The organism is Streptomyces sp. T028 (assembly GCF_048159505.1).
Classification (GTDB): domain Bacteria; phylum Actinomycetota; class Actinomycetes; order Streptomycetales; family Streptomycetaceae; genus Streptomyces.
In genome coordinates, this window is record NZ_JBLRVZ010000009.1 from 228,715 (window position 1) to 242,778 (window position 14,064).

The 14,064-nt window shown below is 71.0% G+C and carries 14 protein-coding genes; 5 read left to right on the plus strand and 9 right to left on the minus strand.

Annotated elements, in window-relative coordinates:
• Positions 1-2 precede the first annotated feature (2 nt).
• The 4 genes from ACLZN2_RS09860 to ACLZN2_RS09875 form a co-directional block, all read right to left on the minus strand.
• Positions 3-422, minus strand: a complete 420-nt coding sequence (locus tag ACLZN2_RS09860; RefSeq protein WP_416978088.1) for a copper chaperone PCu(A)C — start codon at positions 420-422, stop codon at positions 3-5.
• A 20-nt stretch (positions 423-442) separates the two neighbouring features.
• Positions 443-1,096 carry an SCO family protein gene (locus ACLZN2_RS09865; protein WP_416977982.1) on the minus strand — a complete coding sequence of 218 codons (654 nt, stop codon included), beginning with the start codon at positions 1,094-1,096 and terminating at the stop codon, positions 443-445.
• 106 nt (positions 1,097-1,202) lie between these two features.
• A complete protein-coding gene (locus ACLZN2_RS09870) occupies positions 1,203-1,973 on the minus strand; it encodes a YcnI family protein (protein WP_416977983.1) in 771 nt (256 codons plus the stop codon).
• A gap of 204 nt (positions 1,974-2,177) precedes the next feature.
• Positions 2,178-2,993, minus strand: a complete 816-nt coding sequence (locus tag ACLZN2_RS09875) for a hypothetical protein (RefSeq protein ID WP_416977984.1) — start codon at positions 2,991-2,993, stop codon at positions 2,178-2,180.
• 286 nt (positions 2,994-3,279) lie between these two features.
• On the opposite strand from ACLZN2_RS09875, the gene ACLZN2_RS09880 reads away from it, so the two are divergent.
• The 3 genes from ACLZN2_RS09880 to ACLZN2_RS09890 all read left to right on the plus strand — a co-directional run bounded on the left by ACLZN2_RS09880 (position 3,280) and on the right by ACLZN2_RS09890 (position 5,633).
• A complete protein-coding gene (locus tag ACLZN2_RS09880; RefSeq protein WP_416977985.1) occupies positions 3,280-3,735 on the plus strand; it encodes an ATP-binding protein in 456 nt (151 codons plus the stop codon).
• Positions 3,736-3,845: 110 nt separating this feature from the next.
• Entirely contained in the window at positions 3,846-4,796 is a 951-nt protein-coding gene (locus tag ACLZN2_RS09885; protein ID WP_416977986.1) for an intradiol ring-cleavage dioxygenase, read from the plus strand.
• A gap of 9 nt (positions 4,797-4,805) precedes the next feature.
• Entirely contained in the window at positions 4,806-5,633 is an 828-nt protein-coding gene (locus ACLZN2_RS09890) for a triphosphoribosyl-dephospho-CoA synthase (RefSeq protein WP_416977987.1), read from the plus strand.
• A gap of 64 nt (positions 5,634-5,697) precedes the next feature.
• Here the strand turns inward: ACLZN2_RS09890 and ACLZN2_RS09895 are convergent, their stop codons facing one another.
• Both ACLZN2_RS09895 and ACLZN2_RS09900 read right to left on the minus strand, forming a co-directional pair.
• Positions 5,698-7,164: an aminopeptidase P family protein gene (locus ACLZN2_RS09895; RefSeq protein ID WP_416977988.1), complete on the minus strand. Its 1,467-nt coding sequence runs from the start codon at positions 7,162-7,164 to the stop codon at positions 5,698-5,700.
• A gap of 114 nt (positions 7,165-7,278) precedes the next feature.
• The gene (locus ACLZN2_RS09900; protein ID WP_416977989.1) at positions 7,279-8,655 is read right to left on the minus strand and encodes a PP2C family protein-serine/threonine phosphatase; all 1,377 of its coding nucleotides are present in this window, start codon (positions 8,653-8,655) and stop codon (positions 7,279-7,281) included.
• Between the two features lie 656 nt (positions 8,656-9,311).
• Between ACLZN2_RS09900 and ACLZN2_RS09905 the strand changes: the two genes are divergently transcribed.
• Entirely contained in the window at positions 9,312-9,977 is a 666-nt protein-coding gene (locus tag ACLZN2_RS09905) for a bifunctional DNA primase/polymerase (RefSeq protein ID WP_416977990.1), read from the plus strand.
• A 56-nt stretch (positions 9,978-10,033) separates the two neighbouring features.
• Complete coding sequence (locus tag ACLZN2_RS09910) at positions 10,034-10,636, plus strand: hypothetical protein (RefSeq protein WP_416977991.1); 603 nt, start codon at positions 10,034-10,036, stop codon at positions 10,634-10,636.
• Positions 10,637-10,913: 277 nt separating this feature from the next.
• Here the strand turns inward: ACLZN2_RS09910 and ACLZN2_RS09915 are convergent, their stop codons facing one another.
• The 3 genes from ACLZN2_RS09915 to ACLZN2_RS09925 all read right to left on the minus strand — a co-directional run bounded on the left by ACLZN2_RS09915 (position 10,914) and on the right by ACLZN2_RS09925 (position 13,816).
• Positions 10,914-11,879: a DUF5926 family protein gene (locus ACLZN2_RS09915; RefSeq protein ID WP_416977992.1), complete on the minus strand. Its 966-nt coding sequence runs from the start codon at positions 11,877-11,879 to the stop codon at positions 10,914-10,916.
• 282 nt (positions 11,880-12,161) lie between these two features.
• A complete protein-coding gene (locus ACLZN2_RS09920; protein ID WP_416977993.1) occupies positions 12,162-12,800 on the minus strand; it encodes an ATP-binding protein in 639 nt (212 codons plus the stop codon).
• Positions 12,801-12,979: 179 nt separating this feature from the next.
• Positions 12,980-13,816 carry a glycerophosphodiester phosphodiesterase gene (locus tag ACLZN2_RS09925; protein ID WP_416977994.1) on the minus strand — a complete coding sequence of 279 codons (837 nt, stop codon included), beginning with the start codon at positions 13,814-13,816 and terminating at the stop codon, positions 12,980-12,982.
• Between the last annotated feature and the right edge of the window lie 248 nt (positions 13,817-14,064).

Below are 14,064 nucleotides of genomic sequence, written 5' to 3' on the forward strand. Positions count from 1 at the left end.
CCTCAGTGGCCGGTCTTGGGGCTGTACACGGCCGACTCCACCGGGATCTCGACCTTCAGCGGGCCGGAATCGGCGAAGTGCAGTTCGACGGCGACCGTCTCGCCCTGCACCGGCTTGCGCTTCAGCTTCTCGAACATCAGGTGGTTTCCCCCGCTCTTGAACACGAGTTGACCGTGCGCGGGCACCTCCAGCGCGGTGACCTCCCGCATCGAGGACCCGACGGTCTCGTGGAGGGTGACGCTGCCCGCGACGGCACTGGTGACGGAGGTCAGCTCGTCCTGCTCGCCGCCCTTGTTGACGACGGTGAGGAAACCGGCGGCCATGGTGTCGGAGACCGGCTGCGGTATGTAGGCGGACTCGACGGACAGTTCGGCCTTGCCGTCGGAGCCGCAGCCGGTCAGCAGCAGGGCCCCCACCACCATGGCGGTGCCGACGGGACGCCTCACGGGTTCTGCCCCTTCATGATCTTGGGCAGGTCCTTGGTGTAGTCGTCGACCGTGGCTTCCTCGCCGTACAGCAGATAGCCGCCGTCCGTCTTCGGCGAGAAGGCGATGACCTGGGTGCCGTGGGTGGAGACCAACTTGCCGTTCTTGTCCTTGTGCGGCGGCTCGACGGAGATGCCGACGGTGCGCGCGGCGGCCTGGATGGTGGCGAACTTGCCGGTGAGGCCCACGACCTGAGGGTCGATGCCCTTGAGCCACTTGCCGAGCGCGGCCGGGGTGTCCCGGTCCGGGTCGGTCGTGACGAACACCACGCGCAGCTCGTCCTGGTCGGCCTTGGACAACTGCTTCTTGGCGACGGCGATGTTGCTCATCGTCAGCGGGCAGACGTCCGGGCAGTTGGTGTAGCCGAAGTAGATCAGCGTGGGGTGGCCGGCGGTCTCCTTGCGGAGGTCGTACGACTTGCCCTGGGTGTCGGTGAGGACCAGGTCCGGCTTGGTGAAGGGCTGGTCGAGCACGGTCGCGGCCTGCTGCTTGCCGTTCTCCTCGGAGACGGCGGCGACGGAGGTGTCGGCGCTGTCGCCGCTGCCGCAGGCCGAGAGGGTGAGGGTGGCGGCGGCGAGCAGCGCGGCCGCGGCGAACGTCTTCTTGCGCATAGAGAAATGTCCCAGATGTATGAACTCCGGCACGCACCGGGGCCGTGCGTCCGTGCGGCTGCACGGGCCCGGTGCGTACGGCGGTACGGCCGTGGAGCGGGGTCGGTCAGGCGTCGGACGTCGTACGGCGGCGGCCGGCGAGCACGCCGTAGGCCACCCCGGCGGCGCCGACGACGATGCCGACCACGCCGAGCACGCGGGCGGTCGTGTCGCTGCCGTCGGAGGAGTCGGCGGCGGCCTCGGTGGTCACGGAGGCGGCCTTGGCGTCGTCGGAGGACTCGGAGGATTCGGAGGACTCGTCGGAGGCGTCCTCGGCGGTGCTCGCCCCGTGGTGGTCCTCGGACGCGGCGGACAGGGTGAGCACGGGCGCCGGGTTCTCCGGCTCCTCCGCACCGTCCTCCTGCACCTCGATCCAGCGCACGACCTCGCCGCTCGAGTAGGTTTGGATCGCCTTGAAGACCAGTTCGTCCGCGTCCTCGGGCAGAGCGCCCATGGAGACCGGGAACCGCTGGATGTAGCCGGGCTCGATGCCCTTGCCGTCGGCGGTCCAGGTGACCTTGGAGACGGCCTCGTTGATCTTCTGGCCGTGCACTTCGAGCGGCTTCGCGAGCTTGGTCCTGGTGACGGTGGCCTTCCAGCCAGCGATCTTCTCCGGCATCACCGAGGCCAGCGGATGGTCGGTCGGGAAGTTGATCTCGAGCTTGGTGGTCGAGGCGTCGTCGCGCTCGTTGGGAACGCGGAAGTTGACGAGGGCGTAGCCGCCCTTCGCGGCCGTGCCGTCCGGCTGCACGCTGACGTGCGCGAACGCGGGCGAGGACAGGAGGAGGACCGCGGAACCGGCGACGGCAGCGGCGGCGGCGATACGAGAGGCCTGCATGGCGAGGAGCACTCCACTCCGAATGAGGTCTGACGACAGAGTCTGACGGTGGGAGGCGTACGCGACGGAACCGGAAGGGACCGGCGACCGAGCCGGAAGGGACCGGCGGGAGCCGGAAGAGACCGGAGAGAAGCGCGCACGCGCGCGTGCCGCACGACAGCGGCCACCCTCCCAACCGAATGTCGGAGTGCTGGTCGTGTCGTGTCAGGCAGCGAGGACGAGGACGGAGCCGGTCGGCGGGCCGCGCCGGATCACCGTGTGCTGGAGTGCGGTGGTACGGGGCCGAGGGGGCGCGAGAAGCGCGGTGCGCGGGGTGCGCGGCCCCGTTCCCGGTGTCGCCGGCAGTCCCGCGAGCAGGGCACGCACCAGCGCGAGCGCCCCGCGCAGGGACCGTACGAGAGCGCCCTCGGCGACGCCGTGCGCCGACAGTCGGATCAGCTGCCGCAGGGCGAGGTCGCCGCGGCGCAGCAGCCAGCCCGTGGTGAGGGCCGTGAGGAGATGGCCGAGCACCATGGGCAGCGACGGCAGCAGGGACATGGTCGTGCCGGCCGTGGACACGGCGTCCGCCGGGTGGGCCATGGACCCCATCCCGCCCATACCGGCCATGTCCGTGCCGTCGGTGGCGCTGTAGAGCCGCGCGTCGACGAGGATCTTCTGGGCCTGGGCGGGGCTGATCGCCGCCGCCGTCGCCCCGCACACCAGCCGGGCCGCCCGCGCGACGAGCGCGGCGTCGGACGCCGACATCGCGCCGGTGGCCGTGGCGGCGGTGTGCTGCCCCAGCCCGAACAGGGTGTGCAGCACGGTCTGTCCGACCGCGAGCAGCGCCACCATGCCCGGCAGCGAGCGCTCGCGCCCGGCGAGCGGCAGCACGACGGCGAGGGCGCCCAGGAAGCCGGCGCCGAGCGTCCACAGCGGAACGGTGGCGCACGAGGCCATGGTGTGCCCGGCCGCGGCCAGCACGACACAGACCGCGGTGAACACCGCGGCCCGCAGCAGGCGGACCTCGTGGGGGGCAGTCATGGCGGCCTCATCATCGCACTGGCCTTACGACCGCCCTACGCCAGGTCCACACGATGCGGTACGGCTCCCCATGCCCGGTTCACGCGATGCGGTAGGGCTCCCTACCATCCGGAAGATCGCCTTCTGGGAAGACTGAGACGACTGATGCCCCGTGCGCCCCACATACACCGATTCTTGTCATCCGTGCATCCCCCATATGGGCGGCATCACGCGGAATTCGCGCTTACATACACGCCTGGGCGGCAATACGTATCGGTATGTCGAGCCGCGGCCAGGAGGCTGGAGCATGAGCATCTGGTGGTCACTCCATCTGCGGCGCGAAGCCGCGAGTGTTCCGCTCGCCCGCCGTCTGCTGCTCGGCACGATGGAGACGGCGGGAGTCGATCCCGACGTGAGCTACGACCTCTCGGTCGCGCTGAGCGAGGCCTGTGCGAACGCCGTCGAGCACGGCGGTGACTACGCGCGCGGGGGCCCTTCGGAGGCGTACCGGGTCACCGCGTACCTCGACGGCGAGAAGTGCCGGATCGAGGTCGCCGACTCCGGCCCCGGCTTCACCGGCGACCGCCCCGCGCCCGCGCCGGTGCGCACGGGCACGGACGCCGAACAGGGCAGAGGCCTCTTCCTCATCCAGGAGCTCGCCGACCACGTCCACATCGGCAACACTCCGGGACGCGGCGGAGCGGTGGTCAGCTTCGACAAGATCCTGAAGTGGCGCAAGGACGCCCCGCTGATGGCCGTATGACGTCCTCTCAGGCTTCCTGAGGGCACGGAACTTCAGGTTCCTCAGCACTCACAGGTTCCTCTCAGCGTTCTTCCAGCCCGCTGATGGACTGCGTTCCTAATTTCCTGTTCATGACGGGAAACCACAAAGACACCAGCATCACCCGGCGCCGCGCTCTCGTGGTCACGGGTGGCACGGTCGCGGCCGGCGGACTCGCCGTCGCGGGCTACCAGTCGGCGTTCGCCGACACCACCACGGACACCGCGGCGACCGCGGACGCCACCGCGACCAGCAGCGAGTGCATGACGCTGATGAGCAGCGTCACGGAAGGGCCGTACTACCTCGACGGTGCCTTGGTGCGCAAGGACATCACCGAGGGCAAGAGCGGTGTACCGCTGACCCTGCGCCTCACGGTCGTCGACGCCACCGACGGCTGCACCCCGGTCCCCGGCGCGGCCGTCGAGATCTGGCATTGCGACGCCTGGGGCTACTACTCCGGCTACACCACCGCCAACCCCGGCGGCTCGGCCCCCGCCGAGAGCGAGGACGGCTCCACCGCCAACGACAACACCTATCTGCGCGGTTACCAGATCGCCAACGCCAACGGGGTCGTCAAGTTCGAGACGATCTTCCCCGGCTGGTACACGCCCCGCACCTGCCACATCCACGTCAAGGTGCACACCGGCGGTGAGAAGGAGGACGGCACCTACGAGGGCGGCAAGGTCAACTACACCGGCCAGTTCTTCTTCGACGACACGATCGCCGAGGAGATCTTCACCCTGGAGCCGTACTCGCAGCACTCCGGCAGCTACACCACCCTCGACAACGACATGGTGTACGACGGCGGCGGCGCCTCCAGCGGCCTGCTGACCCTGAAGGCCGTCCACAAGGCCGACCCCTCCAAGGGCTACAAGGGCTTCCTGACCCTCGGCATCGACCCGGACGCCGAGAACACCGGCGCGGGCAGCGGCAGCGGTGGCGGCGACGGCGGCACCCCGCCGAGCGACGCCCCGACCGGCGACGCCCCCACGGGTACCCCGCCGAGCGACGCCCCCACCGACTCCGCAACCACGTCCTCGTAAGGCGGGGTCATGACCAGCCGTGAGGACGACGTGCTCGCGCAGGCCGCCGTGGCCGCGCTGACCGGTCAGCTGGCCCTCGCTCCCAAGCCGGGCCTGCCCGACCCCCGTGACCTGGACGCCCGCGTCACCCGCAGGGACCACTGCGGGCTGCGCTGGTCGGCCAAGGCGCTCGCACCAGGCCTTGCGGCGATGGCTGCCGCCGCCCGCCGCACCGGCGAACCCACCCCCCGGCTCCGCGCGGAACTCGGCGCCATCGGGCGCTGCACCGAGCACTCCGTGGGCCTGGCCGGCGGTGGACACCGGGGAGCCCTGTGGACGCTGGGTCTGCTGGTCTCCGCGGCCGCCCTCAACCCCCGCGCGCGGGGAGCCGAGGTCGCCCAGGCCGCCAAGCGGATCGCCGCGCACCCCGACCGGGGCGCACCACGGCGGCCGTCACGCGGTTCGACGGTCTCGGCGAAGTACGGCGCGGCAGGCGCCCGGGGCGAGGCACGCGCCGGGTTCCCTCATGTACGGCGGGCACTGGACGCCCTGGCCAAGGCACGCTCCGCCGGCGCGGGCGAGGCCGAGGCACGACTGGACGCCCTGCTCACCGTGATGTCCACCCTCCAGGACTCCGAACTCCTGTACACGGCGGGCCCCCTGGGCCTGCGCCATGTCCAGGCGGGCGCCCGCGGAGTCCTGGAGGCGGGCGGCGTGACCACGGACGCGGGCCGCGAGGCCCTCACGTCCTTCGACGCGGACCTCCACGACCGGTCCTGGAGCCCGAGGGGAAGCGCAGGCCTACTGGCGGGTGCTCTCTTCGTGGACTCTTTGCCCGACGTAAGGGCAACCCCCTGAGGGGCGCGCGCAGACCGCGACGAGGCCGGGTACCCCTCCGGTACCCGGCCTCGTCACTCACACGTCAGCCCTTCAGCGAAGCCATCCAGCTCTCCACCTCACCGGACCGCCGGGGCAACCCCTCCGACAGATTCCGGTTCCCGGTGTCCGTCACGAGGATGTCGTCCTCGATCCGCACCCCGATCCCCCGGTACTCCTCCGGCACGGTCAGATCGTCGGCCTGGAAGTACAGCCCCGGCTCGACGGTCAGCACCATCCCCGGCTCCAACGTCCCGTCGACGTACGACTCCACCCGCGCGGCGGCGCAGTCGTGGACGTCCATGCCGAGCATGTGCCCGGTGCCGTGCAGCGTCCACCGGCGCTGCAGCCCCAGCTCCAGCACCCGCTCCACCGGCCCCTCGACAAGCCCCCACTCGACGAGCTTCTCGGCGAGCACCCGCTGCGCGGCGTCATGGAAGTCGCGGTACTTCGCCCCCGGCACGACCGCCGCGATACCGGCCTCCTGGGCCTCGTACACCGCGTCGTAGATCTTCTTCTGGATCTCGGTGTACCGCCCGCCGACCGGCAGCGTGCGCGTGACGTCCGCGGTGTAGTACGTGTGCGTCTCGACGCCCGCGTCCAGCAGGAGCAGGTCACCCGAGCGCACGGGCCCGTCGTTGCGCACCCAGTGCAGCGTGCAGGCGTGCGGCCCGGCCGCGGCGATCGTGCCGTATCCGACGTCGTTGCCCTCCACGCGCGCGCGGAGGAAGAACGTTCCCTCGATGTACCGCTCGCTGGTCGCCTCGGCCTTGTCCAGGACGCGGACGACGTCCTCGAAGCCGCGGACCGTCGAGTCGACGGCCTTCTGCAGCTCGCCGATCTCGAACGCGTCCTTGACCAGCCGTGCCTCGGAGAGGAAGACCCGCAGTTCCTCGTCGCGCTCGCCGGTGACCTTGTCGGTCAGGGCGGCCTCGATCCCGGCGTCGTGTCCGCGGACGACCCGCACCGGGCCGGTGGCCTCGCGCAGGCTGCCGGCGAGTTCGCGCACATCGGCGGCCGGGATGCCGTACAGCTTCTCCGCCTCGCTCAGCGAGTGGCGGCGGCCGACCCACAGCTCGCCCTGGCCGGAGAGCCAGAACTCGCCGTTCTCACGGTCGGACCGCGGCAGGAGGTAGACCGTCGCCCGGTGGCCCTCGCCCTTGGGCTCCAGGACCAGGACGCCGTCCTCCGTCTGGTTGCCGGTGAGGTACGCGTACTCGACGGAGGCGCGGAACGGGTAGTCCGTGTCGTTGGACCGGGTCTTCAGGTTGCCCGCGGGGATCACCAGACGCTCGCCCGGGAAGCGCCCGGAGAGCGCGGCGCGGCGGGCGGCGGTCTCGGCGGCCTGGGCGATCGGCTCCAGGTCACGCAGCTCCGTGTCGGCCCAGCCGGACTTCATGTTCTCGGCGAGCTCGTCGGACACGCCCGGGTACAGGCCGTTCTTGCGCTGCTTGATGGGCTCCTCGGTCTCCTCCGGGGTCTCCGGCGTCTCCGGGGTGAGCTCCTCGGCCACGGTCATCCTCCTCGATAAGGCACTGGACCTTCTCCATCGTACGGTCGTACGGGAGACGGCCCGGGGGAGGAACCCGGGCGCTCGGAAGCGCGGGAAGCCCGCGGCCCCGGTCGCTCACTCGAAGCGTGCCGCCAGCAGCACCACGTCCTCCTTGCTGTCCTGTTCGGCCAGCCCGCCCGGCAGCACCGTGCGCAGCACATGGTCGGCGATCGCGCCCGGGTCGCCCCGCAGGGTCTTCGGTACCCCGGCGGCGGCCGCGTGCACCCGGGCGAAGGCGCGGTCCACGGGGTCGCCGGTGCGGTGCAGCAGCCCGTCGGTGTAGAGCAGAACCGTCTCGCCCGGCTCCGGCTCCAGCTCGATGCTCGGCGCCTCCCAGCAGGTCAGCATGTTCAGCGGAGCGGAGACGGAGGTCTCCACGAACTCGGTGCGCCGCTCGCCCAGCAGCAGCGGCGGGCAGTGCCCGGCCCCGGCCAGGGTGATCTTGCGCAGGGCGGGTTCGCAGTAGGCGAACAGAGCGGTGGCGGAGCGGGCGGGCTCGGTCAGGCGCAGCAGCAGCTCCAGGTCGGACAGGACGGCGACCGGGTCCTCGCCCTCCATGACGGCGTACGCCCGCAGGGAGGCGCGCAGCCGGCCCATCGCGGCGATCGCGCTCGGCCCGGAGCCGGTGACCGACCCGACGGCGAGGCCCAGGGCCGCGTCGGGCAGCGGCAGCGCGTCGTACCAGTCGCCGCCGCCGCGCGGGCCGCTGCTGCGCCGGGCGGCGAGCTGTACGCCGGGCACTCTCGGCAGCCGGGACGGCAGCAGTTCCTCGGCCATGGTGGCCATGGACGCGCGCGTGCGCTCGACCTCGACGAGCCGGGCCAGGTGCTCGGCGGCGGTGCGGACGTACAGGCCGATCAGATGGCGCTGGCGCTCACCCGGTTCGGCGGGCTCGTCGTAGAGCCAGACGGCGGCGCCGACGCGGCCCTCCGGGCCCTCGGCGACCAGGGGAAGGGCGTAGCTGGCGGCGTAGCCGAGGCGTGCGGCCACCTCGCGGTGGCGGGGGTCGAGCCCGTCCTCGGCGAACAGGTCGGGCTCGGCGATCTCGCCGTCGGCACCCGGCAGACCGTCGAGGATCCGGCCGTAGGAGATGGCGCTGCGCGGCACGGTCTCGATGTGCCCGAGATCCGCGCGGCCGAGTCCGAGGCCGATCGTGGTGTCGGGGCCGAGGCCGCTCGCCGGTTCCAGGACGACGAGACCGCGCCGGGCGCCCACGAGGGCGGCTCCGGCGCGCAGTAGTTCGGTCAGGGCCTCGCTCAGTGCATCTGTGCGGGCCAGACGTTCGGTCAGTTCGTGCAGGGTCGTGAGGTCCGACACCCAGCCGGCGAGCCGGTCCGTCAGCAGGGCACCCGGGCCGGAGGAGGCCGCGGCGGCCGGTGGGGCGTCCGGGGAGGCGGGCGCGGGCGCGACAGTGTGTGCTGGCGAGGGAACCGGTGAATCGATTCCGGCCACTTTCGGAGCGTGAGGGGCGTTCATGGTGTCCGGCTCTCGGACCGGAGCGTATTGCTCAAAAGCATCGCAAACCCCCATGTCAATCTGCGCCGCTTAGCAGTGTCTCCACATGTACACGCACTCGTAAGGGGATGTCCAGCATTGTCCTGCTGGGATTAGTGGTGTCCATGAGGCCTTTGGGGGGAATCCGACGCGGGTCATCCCGCCCTCTTGTCGAAAAGCGAAAATGGCTTAAAACTGACTCGGGTTACGGTTGTTTGCGGTCGACTGGCCTTGCTCCACGGAGCGTCACAGCGGTCGTGATGGGTACGTACTCGGTAAGGACCAGGGGTCGTCGGGAGCCACCCGGAACCTGGTGACCGAACCGAGCGTCATAGCCACCGACGACCGTGCCCCATCCTCCCGTGGCGGAGGCCGAGAGAAATACGGCGAGCGGCAAAACGCCAGACTTCGCCACCCCACGCCACGCCCAGCGTTTTGATGGACGCAAGTCGGCGGAGCGGCCGCGGAAGCGGCCGGAGCTCGGCCCCCAGGGGTTCCCCTTGTCGAGGACAGGGGTGTGATGCGCCAACAGGTACGCCCAGTGAAGTGATCTACACATGGTGTGATGTGGCCCACGGTGTTGCCAGCGGTGCAACGGAAAGGAACGAGCGCTCATGCGCGAGATCCTCGGAAGGCGACGCAGGCTCCTGTCCCAGTCCAGCGACAAGGGGCCTGAGCTGGTCGATTCGGCTCTGACCTTCGCGACGGAATGGCAGTGGCCCGTCCTCCCCGGCGTGACGGCGGACCGGCGCAGCACCTCCCGGTGCGGCTGCCCCGACCCGGAGTGCGTCCTGCCCGGCGCCCATCCCTTCGACCCCGGCCTGCTCGCGGCCACCACCGACGCCCGTATGGTGCGCTGGTGGTGGACGAACCGGCCGGCCGCGCCGATCATCCTCGCGACCGGGGGCCAGGCTCCCTGTGCGGTCAGCCTCCCCGCACTCGCCGCCTCCCGCGCGCTCGTGGCGCTGGACCGGCAGGGCATGCGGCTCGGCCCGGTCGTCGCCTCGCCCACCCGCTGGGCGATCCTTGTGCGCCCCTACTCCATGGAGCAGCTGGGCGAACTGCTGTACGCCAAGGACTTCGTCCCCGGCTCCCTGCGCTTCCACGGCGAGGGCGGTTACCTCGCCCTGCCCCCGTCCGAGACCGGCCGCGGCGACATCCGCTGGGAACGCGCCCCGCTGCCCGGCTCTGCCTCCCCCTGGGTGCCCGACGTCGAGGCCGTGGTGGACGCCGTCGTCGACGCCCTCACTCGTACGGGTGTGAGCGCGCCCGAGTTGTAGGGGTGCCGGGCGCGCGCCGCCCGGGGGTGCCCGGGTTCGCCCCCTATCTTCCTACTATGAACCTTCGTCTCCTCGCCCTCGGCGGAGCCGTGGCCTGCGTGGTCGCACTGCCCCTCGCCATGGCTTCGGCGGGGCAGGACGGAGACGAAGGACGCTCCGCCGTGCGCTCGGCCGAGGGGCCCCCGACGACCTCGGGCGGTGATACGGACCCGAAGGCACCGTGGGTTATCCCGTCTTCGTCCCAGTCCGCGTCCCCGGCCCCGTCCGCTCTCTCCTCTCCGCTGCTGCTGGGCCTCGGCCTGGCCGCCGCCGCGCGCTGCGGTCCCGGACTGACCTCGCCCGAGGGCGTCGAGGCGCAGACCTGTCTCATGACCCAGGGCGAGGACACCTGGGCGCGCACCTACTACCGCAACGCCACCGGACGCGCCCTGGACGCCGTCCTGAGCCTCATGGGGCCCGCGGGGCGCACGGTGCAGATGCGCTGCGCTGTGGGCGCCGAGGACGAGCCGGAGACCTGTGAGACGCCCCGTGAGCCGACGCGGGGGACCTTGGACGCGTACACCGCCGTCGCCGAGTTCTCGGCGTCCGCGGGGGAGGCCGGCGAGGGGCCGCTACTGCTGCGCTCCGGCAGCAACTCCACCACCGACGGCGGCAGTTGACGGACGGGCCGGTTCTGCCCAGCCCGGCGGGCATGAAAAGACCCGGTTGCTGGCGACGGGGGATGCACCAGCAACCGGGCTAAAGAAACGGTAACAAGAGATCGGCTCCAAGCAAATTCGATCTCTGGTTTTCATCGGGCTTTCGGACACCCGCTGATCGGCGTTTTCTGGCGCCGACTCACCTTGCGCACAAGGGAGTTGTGAGCGGAGTCACGCCTTCCGTCCGCCTCGCTCCGGCTGACCGACCGGTCAGCCGAGCCTGTTCGACGACCGTGTCTCAGCTGAGCGTCACCTGACGGTTGGTGAGCCCGCCGCGGGCCCGGCGCTCCTCCGGGGTCAGCGCCGCCTCCGACGCCAGGGCCGCCGCGAGCCGCTCCGCGAACTCGGCGGCCGGCTTCTCCACGTCGTCCGCCGAGACCCCGCTCGGCAGGTCCCAGACCGGCACCGTCAGGCCGTGGGCCCGGAAGGAGCCCACCAGACGCGTGCCCTCGCCGAGGCTGGAACCGCCCGCCGCGTGCAACCGCGCGAGAGCGTCCAGAAGTCGCTCCTCCGGGTGCGGCATGACCCACCGCAGATGGTTCTTGTCCGGCGTCTCGCACCAGTACGCCGCGTCCACACCGGTCAGCTTCACGGTCGGGATCGCCGCCGCGTTGGCCCGTTCCAGGGAGGCGGCCACGTCCGGAGAGGCGTTCTCCGGGTCCGGCACCCAGAACTCGAAACCGTCGTGCACAACTGGCTCGAACACGCCTTCGGCGTCGAGCAGATCCTGCATCCGAGGACCGTCCGCCGGGGCACGACGGGCCTGCACCGGAGTGCCCGGCTTGGCCTCGAGGGCCCGCTGGAGGGTGTCCGCCAGGTCACGGCTGATGTCGCCGGACGGCGTGTCGTTCTGCAGGCCGAGCAGCACCGAGCCGTCGTCGCGGCGCAGCGCGGGCCACGCCATCGGCAGGACCGTGGCGAGGGTGACCGAGGGGACGCCCTCGGGCAGACCGTCCTTCAGCGTCAGCTCGACCGTCGCGGCCGGGACCAGTTCGCGCAGCGCCACCCAGTCGCACTCGCCGGGCAGACCCTCGAAGGGACGCTGCACCAGCTCGGTCACGGCGTGCGCCGCGGCCCGGCCGTGACAGGCCTTGTAGCGGCGGCCGCTGCCGCAGGGGCAGGGCTCCCGGGCGCCGACGACCGGGATCTCCCCGTCCGTGAGCTGCGGCCGACCGGCCTTCGTCTGGGGTCGCTTCTTGGCCACTGGGTGTCTCCCGGGTACGGCTCGTCTGGTACGGCGGGAGCCTAGCCGTTCGCACCCGAGACCACGGGAACCTGTGGACAACGCGGCGGTTGTGGACAACGGGTTGGTTCTTCAGGGGGTTGATCGGGGCGGATACGAGCCGGTTCGGGCCGGTCGGATCCGCTTGGGGTCGGTCGCGGCCGGTCGGAGCCCGTTCAGGTCGGTCGGAGCCGGTTGGGGTCGGTCGCGGCCGGTCGGAGCGGGTCGGGGTGGGTGGGTCCGGGCTGCTCCGGCCGGTCGGTGTCAGTCCATGTCGTCGAACGCGTCGGTGAAGCCCAGTCCGGGCATCGACGACACCGAGGGTGCGCCGACCCGTGAGGCGAAGTCGTCGCGGCGACGGCCGACGTCGGGGTCGAAGGCGTCCGCGTGGACCAGGGCCCAGACGGTGACCTCGCCGCGGGCGTCGTCCCGTACGCCCCAGTCGTCGGACAGGGCCGTGATGATGTTCAGCCCCCGGCCGCCGTGCGCGGTGACGGAGGGGGTGGCCGGTGAGGGCCGGGTCGGACCGCCGCCGTCGGTCACCTCGACGACGAGTCGGCCGCCGGGATCGACCCGCCACGCGGCACGCACGTCGCCGTCTCCGGCCAGGGCGTCACCCAGGGGCCGGCCGTGTTTGCACGCGTTGCTCAAAAGTTCGGAAAGGATCAGTACGGCATCATCGATGACCGATTCCGACACCCCGCCCCTGCGCAACTGATCACGCATGCGGTGTCGCGCCTCCCCCACGCCCGCAGGGCCATGGGGTACGGCCATGCTCGACGACGTGGGCACCTCCTGTGCCACCACCAACGCCACCCCCGAGACCTCCTTCGCCCCACGCCACCGTGTGGATGCCCCATTGGCCTGTACCGGAAACCGGCCAATCCATGTCCTCAGACGCATTCGCAACGATCGGTTACGGAGCGAACGCGCCGGAGCACCCCCCGTAAGCGCATGGCTGATTTTCGACGGAGTGGCCGATTTGGAGGATGCGGGAGGGTTGGCGTGGGGTCAAGGGGACGTGAGGTATCTGTGAGGTGTGAGTGACCTGTGGGGCGTCGGAGCCCGGCCGGTGTGAGTGCTCAGCGGCCCAGTCGGTCCAGCACCGCGCGCGGGCGGTTGGTGATGATCGCGTCGATGCCCAGTTCGACACAGAGGTCCACGTCCTCCGGCTCGTTCACCGTCCAGACGTGCACCTGGTGACCGGCACGCTTCAGACGCTCGACGTACACCGGGTGGTTGCGCACGATCCGGATCGAGGGGCCCGCGATCCCCACTCCCGCGGGCAGTCGCCCGTTGCGCAGCTGGGGTGAGACGAACTGCGACAGATAGACGGTCGGCAGCGTCGGCGCCGCCGCACGCACGCGATGCAGCGAGCGCGCCGAGAAGCTCATGATCCGCACCGGCGAGTCGGCCGCCGAGTCCGGCGCGTCCAGGCCGAACCGCTTCAGCAGCATCAGCAGCCGCTCCTCGACCTGCCCGGCCCAGCGCGTCGGATGCTTGGTCTCGATGGCCAGCTCCACCCGGCGGTCGGCGCCGGAGACCAGCTCCAGCAGTCGCTCCAGGGTCAGTACGGACGTCTCCTCGCGGTCCTCCGGCCGGACCTCCCAGTCCGGGTCCTCCACGCGTGCGTGCCAGGCCTCGCGTGCCTCCTTCGTCTTCCAGGAGCCGAAGTCCAGGGCCGCGAGATCGGCGAGCTCCAGGGCGGAGACGGCTCCGCGGCCGTTGGACGTACGGTTGACTCGTCGGTCGTGCACGCAGACGAGATGGCCGTCCGCGGTCAGCCGTACATCGCACTCGAGGGCGTCCGCACCGTCCTCGATGGCCTTCTTGTACGCGGCCAGGGTGTGCTCGGGCGCTTCCTCGGAGGCTCCGCGGTGGGCGACGACTTGAATGTGGTGCTGCCGTGCGTGGGTCACCGCGTCATGGTGCCACCGTAAGCATCTGAGAACAGTCTGAGATGTTTCGAAGATGCGCACTTAGTGCACTAAAAGTCCCTTATAAAGATTGCCCGCGTACCCACAGCCAGCGCTTATGGTGCTCTGACGGCCCGTGGGAAAAGCTGAGCAGTACACAAGCACACGCACAGCTACCGCCGCGCCGGGTCGACGACAAGCGTGAACGGGCGAGACCTAGTGCGACCGACGACAACAGCCGTGGATCGAGG

Bases quoted from the DNA above. Each gene is read 5' to 3' on its own strand.
- ACLZN2_RS09875 (WP_416977984.1), bottom strand. From the start codon at position 2,993: ATGACTGCCCCCCACGAGGTCCGCCTGCTGCGGGCCGCGGTGTTCACC.
- ACLZN2_RS09910 (WP_416977991.1), top strand. From the start codon at position 10,034: ATGAACCTTCGTCTCCTCGCCCTCGGCGGAGCCGTGGCCTGCGTGGTC.
- ACLZN2_RS09920 (WP_416977993.1), bottom strand. From the start codon at position 12,800: ATGCGTCTGAGGACATGGATTGGCCGGTTTCCGGTACAGGCCAATGGG.
- ACLZN2_RS09905 (WP_416977990.1), top strand. From the start codon at position 9,312: ATGCGCGAGATCCTCGGAAGGCGACGCAGGCTCCTGTCCCAGTCCAGC.
- ACLZN2_RS09880 (WP_416977985.1), top strand. From the start codon at position 3,280: ATGAGCATCTGGTGGTCACTCCATCTGCGGCGCGAAGCCGCGAGTGTT.
- ACLZN2_RS09885 (WP_416977986.1), top strand. From the start codon at position 3,846: ATGACGGGAAACCACAAAGACACCAGCATCACCCGGCGCCGCGCTCTC.
- ACLZN2_RS09870 (WP_416977983.1), bottom strand. From the start codon at position 1,973: ATGCAGGCCTCTCGTATCGCCGCCGCCGCTGCCGTCGCCGGTTCCGCG.
- ACLZN2_RS09890 (WP_416977987.1), top strand. From the start codon at position 4,806: ATGACCAGCCGTGAGGACGACGTGCTCGCGCAGGCCGCCGTGGCCGCG.
- ACLZN2_RS09865 (WP_416977982.1), bottom strand. From the start codon at position 1,096: ATGCGCAAGAAGACGTTCGCCGCGGCCGCGCTGCTCGCCGCCGCCACC.
- ACLZN2_RS09860 (WP_416978088.1), bottom strand. From the start codon at position 422: ATGGTGGTGGGGGCCCTGCTGCTGACCGGCTGCGGCTCCGACGGCAAG.